This window comes from Microbacterium murale (genome assembly GCF_014635185.1).
Lineage (GTDB): Bacteria > Actinomycetota > Actinomycetes > Actinomycetales > Microbacteriaceae > Microbacterium > Microbacterium murale.
In genome coordinates this window covers 112,785-128,411 of the sequence record NZ_BMCM01000003.1, presented here as the reverse complement: position 1 = coordinate 128,411, position 15,627 = coordinate 112,785, and the positions used below count along the sequence as shown (strand labels likewise).

Genomic DNA, 15,627 nt, shown 5'->3' with positions numbered 1-15,627 from the left:
ACCACACTAGTCAGGCCTGGCACCTCGGACACCAGTAGAGCTTGCGCGCGCCGAGTTCTTCGAGCGCGATCTCGGTACCGCAGACCCGGCACGGCAGGCCGGCACGGTGATAGACCCAGTGCCGGTCATCGCGACTCGCCATGGCGGCGCGATAGTCGGTCGGCGACAGGTCGTCCATGGTCATCATCTGGCCGGTCTCGACGCCGATGGCCAGCAGCCTCACCCAGTCGTGCCAGAGCTGCCGCACGATCTCCTCCGGCACGTCTCGGCCAGGGGTGTGCGGGTTGAGGCGCGCCCGATAGAGCATCTCCGCGCGGTACACGTTGCCGATGCCGCTGACCACCGACTGATCCATCAGCAGCAGCGCGATGGGCGCCTTCTTCTTGCGCACGGCCTGGACGAAGCGCTCCTCATTCTCGATCGGGTCGCCCACGAGGGGGTCGGGGCCGAGTTTGGCCACGCTCGCGAGCATCTCGTCCGGGGTCTGGAGCTCGCACGCCGTCGGTCCGCGCAGATCTGCCGCGGTGATGTCGGTCATCAGGCGCAGGCGCACCTGACCGACGATGGGCGGGGGCCACTCGGATCCCTCATCCGCGAGGCCCTTGGTCTGCTCGGACATCCGCACATGCACGCGTGCCCGCCTCGGTGCTCCGATCGAGGCCAGCGAGTTCTCACCCGCGGCATCCAGGATCGGGGCGTCCACGATCGGGGCATCCAGATCGGTGCCTCGCTGATTGGTCTGCCCCATCCGCCCGTTCGCCGAGGCGATGGTCGGATCGATCAGGATCTCGCCGGCGAAGTCCCATGCGCCGTAGAGGCCGAGGTGCACGCGCAGCCAGAGGTCGCCCTCGGCCTCGAGGAACATCTGCTTGCCGACGGCCTTGACGCTCACGGCTTCGCGGCCGTCGAGCATCGCCGCTCCCTCGGCGAACCGCCCCTGAGGGCTCGATGCCCGCATCTGCTTGCCGACGAAGTTGCGCTCGAACTGCCGAGCGATCCGGTGGACGGAGTGACCCTCTGGCATCTCAGGCCTGCGTGTCGGGCAGCTGGCGCGGGTCGGGCAGAAGCGAGCCGTCGCGTTCGAAATCCGCGATCTGGCCGATCCGGCGCACGTGGCGCTCCTCATCGGAGAACGGCGTGGAGATGAAGCGGTCGATGAACGAAGTGACCTCTTCGAAGGTGTGCTGGCGCGCACCGATCGAGATCACGTTGGCATCGTTGTGCTCACGCGCGAGCTCGGCGGTGGACAGATTCCATACGAGAGCGGCGCGGATGCCCTGCACCTTGTTCGCGGCGATCTGTTCGCCGTTGCCCGAGCCGCCGAAGACGATGCCGAGCGCCTCGACGCCCGCCGTCTGATCGGCGACGACGCCCTGCGCCGCACGGATGCAGAACGCCGGATAGTCGTCGACAGCGTCGTACTCGAGCGGACCGTGGTCGATGACCTCGTGGTTCGCGGCTCGCAGGTGGTCCTGCAGCTTCGTGGAGAATTCCAGTCCCGCGTGGTCGGTGGCGATATGGATGCGCATGCTCACCATCCTAGAAGCGTCAGCGCGACCGCCCGCGTCAGGGTACGAGACCGGCGGCAGCCGGCTTGAAGCCCAGCCGCACGTTCTCGCAGTCCCCTGCGCGCGACACGTCGTACCAGGGTCCGAGGTCGGTCAGGTGCGGGCGCTCGGATGCCGGCATCCCCTCGATGCGCTCGTTCACGAGATCGACCAGACCAGCGACGAACGCGGGATGCACCCCTGGCGTCTGTGTGCGCGTCGCGGGCAGGCCCGCCTCGGCGGCGGATTCCATGGCCTCGGTGTCCAGATCCCACATGACCTCCATGTGGTCGCTGACGAATCCGAGCGGCACGATCACGACGGCCTTCGCGCCGGCGGCAGGCAGTTCGGCGATCACGTCGTTGACGTCCGGCTCCAGCCACGGCTGCGTGGGAGGACCGGAGCGCGACTGGAACACCAGCTGCCACGGAACCGTCGCACCACCGGTGACCGCGGCCAGGTTCTCGATGATGTGCGCCGCGACGGCGCGGTGCTGCGCGACGTACGCGCCGCCCTCGCCCCAGTCGACATCCCGCGGGCCTGAGCGCTCGGCGTCTGCGGTCGGGATCGAGTGGGTCGAGAACAGCACGTGGATATCGGATGCCGTGATCCCCTGCTCGAGGAACCCGGCGACCGCGGCATCCACGCCCTCCTGGAAGGGCTGCACGAAGCCGGGGTGGTCGAAGTAAAGACGCACCTTGTCAGCGGTCACACGATCTTCGAGGCCCGCGTCCGTGATCGCACGGGCGATGTCCTCGCGGTACTGCCGGTCGCTGGAATACGAGCTGTATGCGCTGGTGGCCAGCACCAGTAGCGTCGAATGCCCGTCATCGGCGGCTGCGGTGAACGCGTCGTCGAGGTACGGCTCCCAGTTGCGGTTGCCCCAGTAGACCGGAAGATCTATGCCGCGACCGGCAAGCTCCGCCTCGAGTGCGGCCTTGAGCTCACGGTTCTGCGCGTTGATGGGGCTGATTCCGCCGAAGTGTCGATAGTGGTGCGCCACCTCTTCGAGCCGCTCGTCCGGGATCCCGCGGCCTCTCGTCACGTTGCGCAGGAACGGGATCACGTCGTCCTGCCCTTCCGGCCCACCGAAGCTGGCCAGCACCAGGGCGTCGTACGCCACCGGCGTCTCGACGAACTCGGGGCCGTCTGCGGCAGCGGCGGATGCGAAGGGAACGACGTCAGGAGCGGATGCAGTCACACCTCCATCTTTCCACCACTGCGCGCCGACAACGCCCGGGTCCTGGCGTAGGCTGTCATGGTTGCCGTCGGCGCCAGCCGCGTCGGATCTCGGTGCCGACCCCGAACCCCTGGGAGAATCAGCTGTGCCTGGAGAGAATCTCACCCGAATCGAAGCTCAGGAGCGACGCGCTCTCATCGACACGCAGTCCTACGGGATCTCGCTCGATCTGACGAAGGGCGAAGAGGTCTTCGGTTCCCGCAGCGTCGTGCGCTTCCGTGCGACTCCTGGAAGTTTCACCTTCATCGACCTGATCGCGCGGGATGTGCGTGAGATCTCGCTCAACGGCGAGCAGCTCGACCCCAGCGAGGTCTTCGACGACTCGCGCATCGCGCTGTCCGGTCTGCAGGAGGAGAACGTCCTCGTCGTCGACGCCGACTGCCTCTACACCAACACCGGCGAAGGCCTGCACCGCTTCGTGGATCCGGTCGACGGTGAGGTGTACCTCTACTCGCAGTTCGAGGTGCCCGACGCGCGCCGCGTCTTCGCGGTGTTCGAGCAGCCGGATCTGAAGGCGACGTTCCAGTTCACGATCACCGCGCCCGAGGCGTGGAAGGTGGTCTCCAATTCCCCCACACCCGAGCCCATCAATCACGACGAGAACGCGACTGCGACGTGGGGCTTCGAGCCCACGCCGCGCATCTCCTCGTACATCACCGCCATCGTCGCTGGGCCGTACGAGTCCACGTTCTCCGAGTTGACCAGCGCCTCGGGTGACGTCATCCCGCTCGGCGTCTACGGCCGCAAGAGCCTGTGGCAGCACCTCGACGCCGACTACATCTTCGACAAGACCCGCGAGGGCTTCGCGTACTACGAGGAGAAGTTCGGCGTTCCGTACCCGTTCGCGAAGTACGACCAGCTGTTCGTGCCCGAATTCAACGCGGGTGCGATGGAGAACGCGGGCGCCGTCACGTTCACCGAGACCTACGTCTTCCGCAGCAAGGTGACGGATGCCGTCAAGGAGCGCCGGGTCGTCACGATCCTGCACGAGCTCGCGCACATGTGGTTCGGCGACCTCGTCACCATGAAGTGGTGGAACGACCTGTGGCTGAACGAGTCGTTCGCCGAGTGGGCGTCGACCATCGCGACGGCAGAGGCCACCGAGTGGACCGAGGCCTGGACCACGTTCAACGCCATGGAGAAGACCTGGGCCTACCGCCAGGATCAGCTGCCCTCCACGCACCCGATCGTCGCCGAGATCAACGATCTCGAGGACGTGCAGGTCAACTTCGACGGCATCACGTACGCCAAGGGAGGGTCGGTGCTCAAGCAGCTCGCGGCCTGGGTCGGCATCGATGCGTTCTTCGCCGGTGTCGGGCAGTACTTCCAGAAGCATGCGTGGGGCAACACCGAGGTGACCGACCTGCTCACCGAGCTCGAGGCCACCAGCGGCCGCGATCTCAGCACCTGGTCGAAGAAGTGGCTCGAGACCGCCGGCGTGAACACGCTCTCCCCCGTCATCGCCGAGGACTCCGACGGCGTCATCACGCGATTCGCCGTCACTCAGACGGCACCCGCCGACTACCCGACGATCCGCCCGCACCGCCTGGGCATCGGCTTCTACGACCTGATCGACGGCGCCCTCACTCGCACGCATTACGCCGAGATCGACGTCGACGGCGATCGGACCGAGGTTCCCGAGCTGCAGGGCCGGGGGCGACCCGACCTCGTGCTGCTCAACGACAACGACCTCGCGTACGCGAAGATCCGGCTCGACGAGCGCTCACTGGCCACCGCGATCGATCATCTCGGCGCGATCGCGGATCCCCTCGCACGCTCACTCGTCTGGGGTGCGGCCTGGGATCAGACCCGCGACGCCGAGAGCACGGCATCCGACTACATCGAACTCGTGCTGCGCAACATCGGGCAGGAGTCCGAGTCGACGACCGTGCGCACCACGCTCGCGCAGCTGCGCACTGCGGCGACTCTGTATGTCGCACCGTCCGAACGTGACGCGGCGCGTCTGAAGATCGCCGACGGCCTGTGGGATCTCGCACACGGCGCGGAGGCGGGCAGCGACAGCCAGCTGCAGTTCGTCACGGCCTTCGCGAACACGCTCGTGAACGCCGAACACGCGGGCATCGTGGGCCGTCTGCGCTCAGGTGAGGAGACGCTCCCCGGTCTCGAGATCGACACCGACCTCTCCTGGCAGCTGCTCGTCGGTCTCGCCACGATCGGCGCGACGGATGCCGCATCCATCGACGCCGCCCTCGCCGCGGACAACACCTCCAAGGGTGGAGAGTTCGCCGCTCAGGCCCGTGCTGCCCTGCCGACCCAGGCGGACAAGCGTGCGGCGTGGGCCTCGCTCATCGACGACGACAGCCTGCCGAACACGCTCGTGCGCTCCGCAGCGCTCGGCTTCGGGCACCCGAACAGCACGGCGGTACTCGGCGAATTCGTACCGGACTACTTCGACATGCTGCTCCCGGTATGGGAGTCGCGCACCTACCAGATCGCCAGCTACCTCATCGTCGGACTGTACCCGACGGCGCTGGCGAACGCCGAACTGCGTGACGCGACCCGGGCCTGGCTCTCTGCGAACACCGAAGCGGCTCCTGCCCTGCGTCGCCTCGTCAGCGAAGGGCTCGCCGACGTCGAGCGCGCCCTGGCCGCGCAGTCGCGCGACGCCGAGGTCGACGAGGAACACAACTGACGCACCTCTTCGATCGGGCCTCTGCCACGCTGTCGTCCAGCCGTTGCAGAGGCCCGATCGCTAGGATCGGAGGGTGCTGATGCTTCCCTTCGAGACCGACTCCGCGCCGGACACGGCGAACGAGGTGTGGGAGTCGTTCCTCGAGATTCTCAAGGTGATCGGCGGCAAGGCGATCACCATCGCGATCATCGTCGCCGTCGCACTGCTGATCGGGTTCGCGCTGCGATTCGTCGTGCGCAGGGTGGTGCACCGCATCGTCGACACGGCCAAGTCGAAGGCCAACGTCGACGACACCCAGGCGCTCGAGCGGTCCCCGCTCGCCGACATGCGCCTGATCCAGCGCACGCGCACGCTCGGCACCATCCTGCACAACATCATCAACGTCGCCGTCGTGATCGTGACGCTGCTGATGGTGATGGCGGTGATCGCCCCTGATCTCATCAGCTCCCTCACTCTGCTCACCGCCGCGATCGGTGCGGGCTTGGGCTTCGGAGCGCAGAACATCGTCAAGGACGTGCTGAACGGTCTGTTCATCGTCGCCGAGGATCAGATCGGCATCGGCGACGTCGTCGACACCGGCCTCGCGAGCGGCGTCGTCGAGCACGTGAGCGTGCGCGTCACCCAGGTGCGCGACGTCAACGGCACGCTCTGGTACGTCCGCAACGGCGAGATGCTGCGCATCGGGAACATGTCGCAGGGCTGGGCGCGTGCGATCATCGATCTCGGCGTACCGGTCGACGCCGTCGTGCCAGACGTCGAGGCCGCGCTCCTGGAAGCCGCGCTGGGACTCTCGAAGGACCCCAAGTGGCGCACCCGCATCGTTGAGCGGCCCGAGGTGTGGGGGCTCGAATCGATCAGCGGTGAGGCCCTCGTCATCCGTGTCGTCTTGAAGACCCGTGCGAACGCGAAGGATGATGTCGCTCGCGAGCTTCGCATGCGGCTCAAGAGCGCGATCGAGGAGATGGGGCTCGCGATCCCCAGCCTCGAATCCGTCGTCCCGACCGGGCCGGAGGGCGCGCGGCGCGTGCGCGGGGCGAACCCGCCCACCACCAAGCCCAACGCCGTGACCGGTGTGCCGCCGGTCTCTCGCGGTATCTGGCGCAAGAAGGACACCAAGCCGGCATCGAAGAACAAGCCTGAGGACGAGTCATGAGTTTCTACGACGAGGTCGGCGGCTATGCCACGTTCGAGAGGATCGTCAACGGCTTCTACCGTGAGGTCGCCCTCGATGCCGTGCTGCGTCCGATGTATCCCGAAGAGGATCTCGGGCCCGCCGCAGAGCGGTTCACACTCTTCCTGGCGCAGTACTGGGGCGGTCCTTCGACTTACAGCGAGACGAGGGGTCATCCACGTCTGCGGATGCGTCATATGCCGTTCCACGTCGATCCTGACGCGCGCGACCGCTGGCTCCGCTGCATGCGCACGTCGCTCGACGAGGTGCAACTGCCGCCGCTGCACGACGCGACGCTCTGGGACTACCTGGAGCGCGCCGCATATGCCATGGTGAACACCATGGAGCCGTCGGGCATCGGTCCGGCACCCGCGGGGCGATCGACGCTCGAGACCCGCAGCAGCAGTCAGGATTCAACGGAGACCCCATGACCACCACGCCCCCTTCCGCAGACGTTCTCGTGATCGGATGGGGGTTGGCAGGTCTTGTCGCCGCCGCAGAGGCCACGGCCGCCGGCAGGCGCGTGATCCTCATCGATCAGGAGCCGCGCTCGAACCTCGGCGGACAGGCGTGGTGGTCGTTCGGCGGACTCTTCCTGATCGACTCACCGGAGCAGCGCCGGCTCGGCATCAAGGATTCCCTCGAGCTCGCCACGCAGGACTGGTTCGGCAATGCGGGCTTCGACCGCGAAGAGGACCGCTGGCCTCGGGCATGGGCCGATGCCTACCTGCAGTTCGCGGCCGGCGAGAAGCGCGCCTGGCTGCGCGAACGGGGCGTCGGTTTCTTCCCTGTGGTCGGCTGGGCGGAGCGCGGTGGATACGGTGCGATCGGGCCGGGCAACTCCGTACCGAGGTTCCACATCACCTGGGGCACCGGTCCCGGCATCGTCGCGCCCTTCGCGGATGCCGCGCATCGCGCAGAGGAAGCGGGCACCCTCACGATCCTCCCCCGCCATCGCGTCACCGAGCTGGTCGTCACCGATGGCGCGGTGGTCGGGGCTAGGGGCCATTTACTGGCCGAAGACCCCGCCGCACGGGGCGTGTCGACGTCACGAGAGGTCGTCGGCGACTTCGAGATCACCGCCGGCGCGACGATCGTGTCCTCCGGCGGCATCGGCGGCAATCATGCCCTGGTGCGTGCGGCGTGGCCGGACCGGCTGGGTACTCCACCTGAGCACATGCTCACGGGAGTCCCCGCGTACGTCGACGGGTCGATGCACGCCGTCTCGGCCACTGCGGGCGCGCACCTCATCAACGGGGATCGGATGTGGCACTACGTCGAAGGGATCAAGAACTGGGATCCGGTGTGGCCGGCGCACGGCATCCGAATCCTGCCAGGGCCATCGTCGCTCTGGCTGGATGCGACCGGCAAGCGCCTGCCTGTGCCGCTGTTTCCCGGTTTCGACACGCTCGGCACGCTGCAGCACCTGCGCTCCACCGGACACGACCATTCCTGGTTCGTCACGTCACGCCAGATCGTCGAGAAGGAGTTCGCGCTGTCGGGCAGCGAGCAGAACCCGGATCTCACGGGCAAGGACGTCGCGCTGCTGCTGAAGTCGCGACTCGCGAAGGGACCGACCGGCCCTGTGCAGTCGTTCCTCGACGAAGGTGAGGACTTCATCGTGGAGAACGACCTCGATTCGCTGCTCGAGCAGATGAAGTGGGCCGACGAGGACGATCTGCTCGATCTGGAGCGCGTGCGCCTCGAAGTGATCGCCCGAGACCGCGAGGTCGGGAACGACTTCACCAAGGACGCGCAGATCGGGATGCTGCGATCCATGCGTGCCTACCGCGGGGACAAGCTCATCCGCACTGCGAGCCCGCACCGGCTGCAGGATCCCTCCGCCGGGCCGATGATCGCGGTGAAGCTGCACGTGCTCACTCGCAAGTCGCTCGGCGGGATCGAGACGGATCTCGACGGACGCGCTCTGGCGGCCGACGGATCCGCCATCCCCGGTCTCTACTCGGCAGGCGAGGCGAGCGGATTCGGCGGCGGCGGCGTGCACGGATACCGAGCGCTGGAGGGCACGTTCCTCGGCGGGTGCCTGTTCTCGGGGCGGCAGGCCGGCCGGGCGGCGGCGCGGACGATCTAGTTCTGCGTCCCCGTGCTGCGGACGGCGGTCAACCCGGTGGCCATCGGGCCGCGGGCGAGCACGTGGCCGCGGCGGAATGCCAGGCGTGTCCATCGTCCCGATGTGGTCACCGGGATCTGCTCTTCGCCGGAGATGAACCCGAACGCGTGCGCCGCGAAGGCGATGCCGCGCACAAGACCTCCGAGATCGTCGTCCGCCTCACCCCAGATCGCCGCCCTGAGCGCCCTGACGGCCTCTTCACCCGCGCCAGGGGTCGCACCGCGGGCGACGGCGGATATCCCCCACTGGGCACGTCGAGCGATCGTCGCGGAATCGAGATCCCCGGCAGGCTCCCAACCGCCGCGCGGCGGCGCCACCCCCGCCCAGGCAGGTGACCGCCCGGTCTCCGGCAGCGTCAGCATCCGCTCGTCCTGATCCTGCGCGAGCTCGTCGACGACGATGTCGCACTCCAGTTCGGGGTCGGCGTGCACGATCCGCATCGCGAGGACCGTCGGCGTCTGATCGAACAGCCCCTTGGGCGCCAGCGCAGACGCCGTCAAGGCGAGAACGCCGTTGCTGCCCTGGAGGCGGATGCCGTCGTCAGAGACCTGCATCGCGCGGCCGAGGAACGTGAGAACGTCTCGGGCCGTGTCGGAATCGGAGAGAACGAGACGAGGGGGCACGCGTTCTAAACTACCAACGAGGCGGCCGTGCGGTCGCAGGGAGGAGCGCTATGAGCGCAGCGGCACAGGCTCAGGCATCCGTCGACAACCTGCTCGAGGTGCTGGATCTCGACGAGACGCAGGCGCGCACCGAGGAAGACATCTTCACCGGGCGCTCGCACGACATGCCCACCGGACGCATCTACGGCGGCCAGGTGCTCGGTCAGTCCCTCATCGCAGCCGAACGCACCATGCCGGAGGATCGTGCGGTGCATTCCATGCACGGCTACTTCCTCCGCCCCGGCGACTCGACACAGGGGCTCACGATCGCGGTCGACCGCATCCATGACGGTCGCTCCTTCTCCACACGACGTTCGCAGGCCTACCAGAACGGCGTGCCGATCTTCTCGATGATCGCGTCGTTTCAGGACGAGGCGCCGGGAGTCGAGCACGCGCAGCCGATGCCCGAGGGCATTCCCGCGCCGGATGACATCCCGGCAGATGAAGAGCGCGTGGAGGGCGTGCACCCGCAGGCACTGCGGATGCTGACGGACCGTCCGGTGGACATGCGCCACGTCGAATCCCCGCTGTATGTTGTGGCGGACGGCGAACGCAAGGCGCAGCAGGCGGTGTGGATGCGGATGCGCGCTCCGATGCCGGAGGACCCCCGCCTTCACCGGGCGGCGCTCGCCTATCTCAGTGACATGAGCATCCAGGAGTCGATCCTGCGCGCCCACGGCGTGCCGTGGGCGACGCCCGGGCTCAAGGTGGCCAGCCTCGATCATGCGATGTGGTGGCACCGCCCCGCGCGCGTCGACGAGTGGTTGCTGTACGTGCAGGAGTCGCCGAACGCCCGCGGCGGCCGCGGACTCGCCACCGGACGTATCTACACGCAGGACGGCGTCCTGGCCGCGAGCGTGACGCAGGAGATCATGATCAGGGTTCCGGCCGCCTGATCGAACCCACCTGCTGGTCATGCCGCCGGCGCGAACGTCAGCGGTGCGCGTAGGTGATCGGCTCGCCGATGTACGGCGTCCAGGCTTCACGCATGTCTGGCGTGATGCGCGTGGGGCGCCCGGACACGGCGTCCACGAGCACGATGACGGCGGTGGAGCGCGCGTACAGCACGCGCGTCTCGTTCGCTGGGTCGTTGTACACCTCGTAGCAGACCTCGAGACTGGACCCGCCGAGTTTGCCGAACCACATCTGCACCTCGAGGGGGCGCCGCTGATACGGCACCGGTGCGAGGTACTCGATCTCCTGCCTCGCGATCAGCGTCAGCGTCCCCGCCTCGATGCCGGAATTGAGCACGGCCGTGGGCGGAGCCGTCTCCCCCTCCTCGGCCTTCCAGAAGGCGCGTACGCGCGCCTCCTCGAGCAGCTTGAGCATCGAGGTGTTGTTGACGTGATTGAACGCGTCGAGATCGCCCCACCGCAGGTGGATGGGGACGTGAAGCCTCGCCGTGGCACCGATCGGGACGTCAGTCACGCGTCAGCTTGCGGTGAGTGGAGCGGTGCGGGTTGGCAGCGTCCGGGCCGAGGCGCTCGATCTTGTTCTTCTCGTACGCCTCGAAGTTGCCCTCGAACCAGTGCCACTGGGCCGGGTTCTCGTCCGTGCCCTCGTACGCGAGGATGTGCGTCGCGATGCGGTCGAGGAACCACCTGTCGTGGGTGATGACCACTGCGCAGCCGGGGAACTCGAGAAGCGCGTTCTCGAGTGAACCAAGTGTCTCGATGTCCAGGTCGTTGGTCGGCTCATCGAGGAGGAGCAGGTTGCCGCCCTCCTTGAGGGTCAGGGCGAGGTTCAGACGGTTGCGCTCACCACCGGAGAGCACGCCTGCCTTCTTCTGCTGGTCCGGTCCCTTGAAGCCGAACTTCGAGACGTAGGCGCGTGAGGGGATCTCCGTCTTGCCGACCGTGATGAAGTCGAGCCCGTCGGAGACGACCTCCCAGAGGTTCTTGTCCGGGTCGATGTTGGAGCGGGACTGGTCGACGTAGCTGATCTTGACCGTCTCACCGATCTTGAGATCTCCGCTGTCGAGAGGCTCGAGCCCGACGATGGTCTTGAACAGCGTGGTCTTCCCCACGCCGTTGGCGCCGATGATGCCGACGATGCCGTTGGGCGGAAGGCTGAAGCTCAGCCCATCGATCAACGTGCGATCGCCGAAGCCCTTCTTGAGGTTCTTCGCCTCGATGACGACACTGCCGAGACGCGGACCCGCGGGGATCTGGATCTCCTCGAAGTCGAGTTTCCTGGTGCGCTCCGCCTCTGTCGCCATCTCCTCGTAGCGGGCCAGACGCGCCTTCGACTTCGTCTGGCGGCCCTTGGCGCTGGAGCGCACCCATTCGAGCTCGTCCTTCAGGCGCTTGGCGAGCTTGGCATCCTTCTTGCCCTGGATGGCGAGGCGCTCGCCCTTCTTCTCCAGGTACGTGGAGTAGTTGCCCTCGTAGCCGATCAGACGGCCGCGGTCGACCTCGGCGATCCACTCGGCGACGTTGTCGAGGAAGTACCGGTCGTGGGTGATGGCGATGACAGCACCCTTGTAGGCCTGCAGATGCTGCTCAAGCCAGAGAACGCTCTCGGCGTCGAGGTGGTTCGTGGGCTCATCGAGGAGCAGCAGGTCGGGCTTCTGCAGCAGGAGCTTGGCGAGTGCCACGCGGCGCTTCTCACCGCCGGACAGGGGCGCGATCGCAGCGTCACCATCGGGCGTGCGCAGCGCATCCATGGCTTGGGCGAGCTGGGAGTCGAGGTCCCAGCCGTCTGCCGCGTCGATCTCCTCCTGCAGCACGCCCATCTCCGCGAGCAGCGTGTCGAAATCGGCATCAGGATCTGCCATCTGAGCGGAGATCTCGTTGAACCGGTCGAGCTTCGGCTTGATGGCTACGCCGTCCTGGATGTTCTCGAGCACCGACTTCGTCTCATCGAGCACCGGCTCCTGCATCAGGATGCCGACGGTGAACCCGGGTGACAGCTTCGCTTCACCGTTCGACGGCTGGTCGAGGCCGGCCATGATCTTGAGGATCGTCGACTTACCAGCACCGTTCGGGCCGACCATGCCGATCTTCGCCCCGGGGAGGAATGACATCGTCACGTCATCGAGGATGAGCTTGTCGCCCACCGCCTTACGCGCACGAACCATCGAGTAGATGTACTCAGCCACTGAGAACCGCTCCTTTTGTAGGCGTCGAAGATCGACACTCCAGCCTACCGGCTCAGGATCACCAGTCGATCGGGCGGGTGTTGCCGACCAGGCAGCGTCCCTCAGCGAGTTGGTCGACGACCACGGTGACTGGTTCCCCCGTGGACGGCCCGACCTGACCGACGAGGCACTCCTCGCCTGCCCAGCTGACCGAGAACTGCAGACTCTCGACCGGGTTGCCGACCGTCGTCAGATCCTGCGTCACCTGCATCGCGTTCCTGTCGAACCCGGCTGCCACCAGGGCGTCGACATACGCGCGACCTGACGTGCGATTCTCCGACGCCCAGACCTGCTCGGTGACTGCGGAGAAGATCGGCAGGTTGTCCTCAGCGGAGCCATCCGGCTGGAGGAGCGGCCCTTCCGGGGTCGCCGATGCTGATGGCGTCGACTCGACGCTCGCCGACGGACTCGTCGTCGGTGTCTCGGTCGCTTCAGGGGCGCACCCCGCCAGCGTGAGGCCCGCTATCAGGATCACCGCTCCTGTCGCGCCACGCAGACGGACGGCGGGAAGTCGACGGGGCACGCTCTGATTCTAAGGGTGTCCCGTCGTGCTCCCCGCCTCGCCGCGTTGCGACGGCGCTCAGGCAGTGCGACTGTCCGGTTGCGTCAATCCTCGGTCGACCACTGTCCGCCGACGTGCGCCATCGCCGGCTCCGTCGAGGACGCATGCTGGCTGTCGGCGTCATCGACTTCTGCATCAGGCTCGGCACCGAGCACCTCTCCAGTCACGAGGTCGACATCGACCGCGGGAGAGTCGTGCACAGCAGCCGAGGGACGACTCGCCTTCGCGAAGGCGCTGGCACCCCAGCGCAGATCGTGCCCGATGGTCTCCGCGTCGATGTCGGCGCTCATCCCCTTGCGTTCGGCGTTCTCCCACTCGCGCAGTTTCAGCTTCCCGGTCACGATGACGCCATCGCCCTGGTGCAGCGACGCCTTCACATGATCGGCCAGCTGACGGAACGCGGAGACGTTGTACCAGTTCGTGCCCGTCTCGATCCAGGTCTGCGTCTTCGAGTCGAAGCGGCGCTGCGGGCTGGCGACGCGGAAGTTCACCACCGCGACGCCGTTCGCGGTCTCGCTTCGTTTCGGGTCAGCGCCGACGCGCCCCAGGATCGTCACGTTGTCGTTCATGTCAATCTCCTCTTCCATCAAGTGCCCGGGACGCGCCCGGATCGCCCCAGAGTGCCCCTTCGCGCGCATCGTGCGCAGCGCAGAACCCGCGTTCGGTGGAGAGAAGGGACGAAAGCCTGATCAGTGGAGGAAAGGATGCTGCCGCTCCTGTCACCGCAATGTCCGAGGTCGGTCATATGTTCGAATCGGAAGGAGAACCAGATGTCCGACACACAGATCCTGCACCTGCCAGAGGTGCGATACGCCACGCCGCAACTCGAATCGAAACGAGAGCAGCTCGTCAGAGCCTCCGAACAACTGTGGCGAGTTCAAGACACCACCGGCCGCATCCTCGGCCACCTTCGCATCGTCGCCGATCCGCTCGGACTGCGATATCGCGCAGAGCGCCTGCATCTCGCGACCGGCGCATTTCGCATCGTGGGCGAATTCTGGCGACCGGACGACGCGGTACAGGCGCTTCGCCACGGGTGAACTGTGCCCAGCAAGGGGGAACGTCTGAAGGCGATGCAGGCGCGTCACCGTTATCTGAACTTCTTACGAATGATGGACTACCTCGTCGTTCACTCGTGCACCGACTGCGGCGAGTCAGATCCCGTAGTCCTCGACTTCGATCACCTACCAGGTGCGGACAAGAAGTTTGAAATATCTCGCGCCGTAAGCGCTTCAACCCGCTCCTGGTCGTTGATCCAGAGCGAGATCGCCAAATGCGAAGTCGTGTGCGCCAATTGCCACCGTCGTCGCACCTCGGAGCGCGCCGGTCACCGGAAACACCTCTTGAAAATGGGAATCCCCATACCTATCGCCCCCGCCACCCCGACCCGTCGAACGCTCACACCACATGGTGGCGGGTCGAAAGGACGAAGAGGTTGCCTCTGCGAACCGTGTCGGCAGCGACGCAACGCATATGCGCGGGAGTGGCGCGCTCGACGAAAGAACCAACCGTCGCCGAGTGAGAGTACCCCGGGCCAAAGTATCGCTAATCTAGAAGTCGACCCCCAGTAGCTCAGCGGAAGAGCATCGATCTTCTAAGTCGCCGGTCGCACGTTCGAATCGTGCCTGGGGGACCAAGGAATCGCAGTGTCCATGCCCTCAGTAGACTGAGCGCATGGTATCTGCGTCCGAAAATGATCGACTCGTCTGGATCGACTGCGAGATGACGGGACTCGATCTTTCGGTGGATGAACTCGTCGAGATCGCCGTCGTCGTCACTGACTTCGAGCTCCGACCGCTCGACGCGGGATTCCAGGTCGTCATCAAGCCGACCGACGCGGCATTGGCGAACATGAACGATTTCGTCACGAAGATGCACGAGTCGTCAGGTCTGATCAATGAGATTCCCGACGGCGTCTCGCTGGCGGATGCCGAGGCTCAGACCCTCGAGTACATCAAACGGTTCGTCCCACTCGAGCGCAAGGCTCCCCTGGCGGGCAACACGATCGGCACCGATCGCATGTTCCTGGCGAAGTACATGCCGCAGATCGATCAGTGGCTGCACTACCGCAACGTCGACGTCTCCAGCATCAAGGAACTCTCACGCCGCTGGTACCCGCGCGTGTTCTTCCAGGCACCGGCCAAAGATGGCGGACATCGCGCGCTGGCAGACATCCTCGAGTCGATCCGCGAAATGCAGTATTACCGCGAAGCGGTGTTCGTGGCAGAGCCAGGACCTTCGAGTGATGAGGCCCGAGCGATCTCTGAGCGCACCGTGTCGTCGTTCACCTCGGACGTGTAATAGAATCGTCTGGTTGCCTGCTCCGGCCGGCACATGGTGGCTATAGCTCAGTTGGTAGAGCACCGCGTTGTGGTCGCGGGGGTCGCGGGTTCAAGCCCCGTTAGCCACCCCAAGAGATGAGGGCCCGAGTCGAGAGACTCGGGCCCTTCTTCGTGCGGCGAACTTCGGGAATACCCCTGGGGGTATCTGGTTGTGGTTGATCGAGCCCTTCGGAAGGATGA

At 66.3% G+C, this 15,627-nt stretch carries 15 protein-coding genes and 2 tRNA genes; 9 read left to right on the top strand and 8 right to left on the bottom strand.

The annotated features are described in order from the left end of the window. Positions 1-10: 10 nt before the first annotated feature. Genes IEV67_RS10185 through IEV67_RS10175 form a run of 3 tightly spaced genes read right to left on the bottom strand, consistent with a single transcriptional unit; the run spans position 11 to position 2,748 of the window. Positions 11-1,024, bottom strand: coding sequence for an Fpg/Nei family DNA glycosylase (locus tag IEV67_RS10185; RefSeq protein ID WP_188436478.1), 1,014 nt, complete (start codon positions 1,022-1,024; stop codon positions 11-13). A gap of 1 nt (position 1,025) precedes the next feature. Next, on the bottom strand, positions 1,026-1,529 hold the full coding sequence (locus IEV67_RS10180; protein ID WP_188436477.1) for a ribose-5-phosphate isomerase: 504 nt from the start codon (positions 1,527-1,529) through the stop codon (positions 1,026-1,028). Between the two features lie 37 nt (positions 1,530-1,566). Next, positions 1,567-2,748, bottom strand: coding sequence for a ferrochelatase (locus tag IEV67_RS10175; protein ID WP_188436476.1), 1,182 nt, complete (start codon positions 2,746-2,748; stop codon positions 1,567-1,569). A gap of 124 nt (positions 2,749-2,872) precedes the next feature. On the opposite strand from IEV67_RS10175, the gene pepN reads away from it, so the two are divergent. From pepN to IEV67_RS10155, 4 genes are all read left to right on the top strand, one after another. After that, positions 2,873-5,440, top strand: coding sequence for an aminopeptidase N (gene pepN, locus IEV67_RS10170; protein ID WP_188436475.1), 2,568 nt, complete (start codon positions 2,873-2,875; stop codon positions 5,438-5,440). 79 nt (positions 5,441-5,519) lie between these two features. After that, positions 5,520-6,593, top strand: a complete 1,074-nt coding sequence (locus IEV67_RS10165; RefSeq protein WP_188436868.1) for a mechanosensitive ion channel family protein — start codon at positions 5,520-5,522, stop codon at positions 6,591-6,593. Beyond that, complete coding sequence (locus IEV67_RS10160) at positions 6,590-7,042, top strand: globin (RefSeq protein ID WP_188436474.1); 453 nt, start codon at positions 6,590-6,592, stop codon at positions 7,040-7,042. Before IEV67_RS10165 ends, IEV67_RS10160 begins: the two co-directional genes overlap by 4 nt. Continuing rightward, positions 7,039-8,703, top strand: a complete 1,665-nt coding sequence (locus tag IEV67_RS10155) for an FAD-binding dehydrogenase (RefSeq protein WP_188436473.1) — start codon at positions 7,039-7,041, stop codon at positions 8,701-8,703. Before IEV67_RS10160 ends, IEV67_RS10155 begins: the two co-directional genes overlap by 4 nt. Here the strand turns inward: IEV67_RS10155 and IEV67_RS10150 are convergent. Continuing rightward, positions 8,700-9,365: a DUF8185 domain-containing protein gene (locus IEV67_RS10150; protein WP_188436472.1), complete on the bottom strand. Its 666-nt coding sequence runs from the start codon at positions 9,363-9,365 to the stop codon at positions 8,700-8,702. The genes IEV67_RS10155 and IEV67_RS10150 overlap by 4 nt on opposite strands. Before the next feature lie 50 nt (positions 9,366-9,415). Here IEV67_RS10150 and IEV67_RS10145 point away from each other — a divergent pair, with 50 nt between their 5' ends. Beyond that, positions 9,416-10,300: an acyl-CoA thioesterase gene (locus IEV67_RS10145; protein ID WP_188436471.1), complete on the top strand. Its 885-nt coding sequence runs from the start codon at positions 9,416-9,418 to the stop codon at positions 10,298-10,300. A 37-nt stretch (positions 10,301-10,337) separates the two neighbouring features. On the opposite strand, the gene IEV67_RS10140 is transcribed toward IEV67_RS10145, so the two are convergent. From IEV67_RS10140 to IEV67_RS10125, 4 genes are all read right to left on the bottom strand, one after another. Continuing rightward, positions 10,338-10,832, bottom strand: a complete 495-nt coding sequence (locus IEV67_RS10140) for an acyl-CoA thioesterase (protein WP_229703015.1) — start codon at positions 10,830-10,832, stop codon at positions 10,338-10,340. Further along, positions 10,825-12,504 carry an energy-dependent translational throttle protein EttA gene (gene ettA / locus IEV67_RS10135; RefSeq protein WP_188436470.1) on the bottom strand — a complete coding sequence of 560 codons (1,680 nt, stop codon included), beginning with the start codon at positions 12,502-12,504 and terminating at the stop codon, positions 10,825-10,827. Before ettA ends, IEV67_RS10140 begins: the two co-directional genes overlap by 8 nt. 58 nt (positions 12,505-12,562) lie before the next feature. After that, on the bottom strand, positions 12,563-13,066 hold the full coding sequence (locus IEV67_RS10130) for a DUF6993 domain-containing protein (protein ID WP_188436469.1): 504 nt from the start codon (positions 13,064-13,066) through the stop codon (positions 12,563-12,565). A gap of 83 nt (positions 13,067-13,149) precedes the next feature. Then, a complete protein-coding gene (locus IEV67_RS10125; RefSeq protein ID WP_188436468.1) occupies positions 13,150-13,674 on the bottom strand; it encodes a single-stranded DNA-binding protein in 525 nt (174 codons plus the stop codon). Positions 13,675-13,875: 201 nt separating this feature from the next. Here IEV67_RS10125 and IEV67_RS10120 point away from each other — a divergent pair, with 201 nt between their 5' ends. From IEV67_RS10120 to IEV67_RS10105, 4 genes are all read left to right on the top strand, one after another. Beyond that, positions 13,876-14,145 carry a hypothetical protein gene (locus tag IEV67_RS10120; RefSeq protein ID WP_188436467.1) on the top strand — a complete coding sequence of 90 codons (270 nt, stop codon included), beginning with the start codon at positions 13,876-13,878 and terminating at the stop codon, positions 14,143-14,145. Positions 14,146-14,666: 521 nt separating this feature from the next. Continuing rightward, positions 14,667-14,741, top strand: a tRNA-Arg gene (locus IEV67_RS10115). A 38-nt stretch (positions 14,742-14,779) separates the two neighbouring features. Then, positions 14,780-15,406, top strand: coding sequence for an oligoribonuclease (orn, locus tag IEV67_RS10110; RefSeq protein ID WP_188436466.1), 627 nt, complete (start codon positions 14,780-14,782; stop codon positions 15,404-15,406). A gap of 36 nt (positions 15,407-15,442) precedes the next feature. Then, positions 15,443-15,518, top strand: a tRNA-His gene (locus IEV67_RS10105). Positions 15,519-15,627: the final 109 nt, after the last annotated feature.

Coding starts and splice junctions, on each gene's coding strand:
- IEV67_RS10185 (WP_188436478.1), bottom strand. CDS start 1,024: ATGCCAGAGGGTCACTCCGTCCACCGGATCGCTCGGCAGTTCGAGCGC.
- IEV67_RS10180 (WP_188436477.1), bottom strand. CDS start 1,529: ATGCGCATCCATATCGCCACCGACCACGCGGGACTGGAATTCTCCACG.
- IEV67_RS10165 (WP_188436868.1), top strand. CDS start 5,520: ATGCTTCCCTTCGAGACCGACTCCGCGCCGGACACGGCGAACGAGGTG.
- IEV67_RS10160 (WP_188436474.1), top strand. CDS start 6,590: ATGAGTTTCTACGACGAGGTCGGCGGCTATGCCACGTTCGAGAGGATC.
- IEV67_RS10155 (WP_188436473.1), top strand. CDS start 7,039: ATGACCACCACGCCCCCTTCCGCAGACGTTCTCGTGATCGGATGGGGG.
- IEV67_RS10145 (WP_188436471.1), top strand. CDS start 9,416: ATGAGCGCAGCGGCACAGGCTCAGGCATCCGTCGACAACCTGCTCGAG.
- IEV67_RS10125 (WP_188436468.1), bottom strand. CDS start 13,674: ATGAACGACAACGTGACGATCCTGGGGCGCGTCGGCGCTGACCCGAAA.
- IEV67_RS10120 (WP_188436467.1), top strand. CDS start 13,876: ATGTCCGACACACAGATCCTGCACCTGCCAGAGGTGCGATACGCCACG.
- orn (WP_188436466.1), top strand. CDS start 14,780: ATGGTATCTGCGTCCGAAAATGATCGACTCGTCTGGATCGACTGCGAG.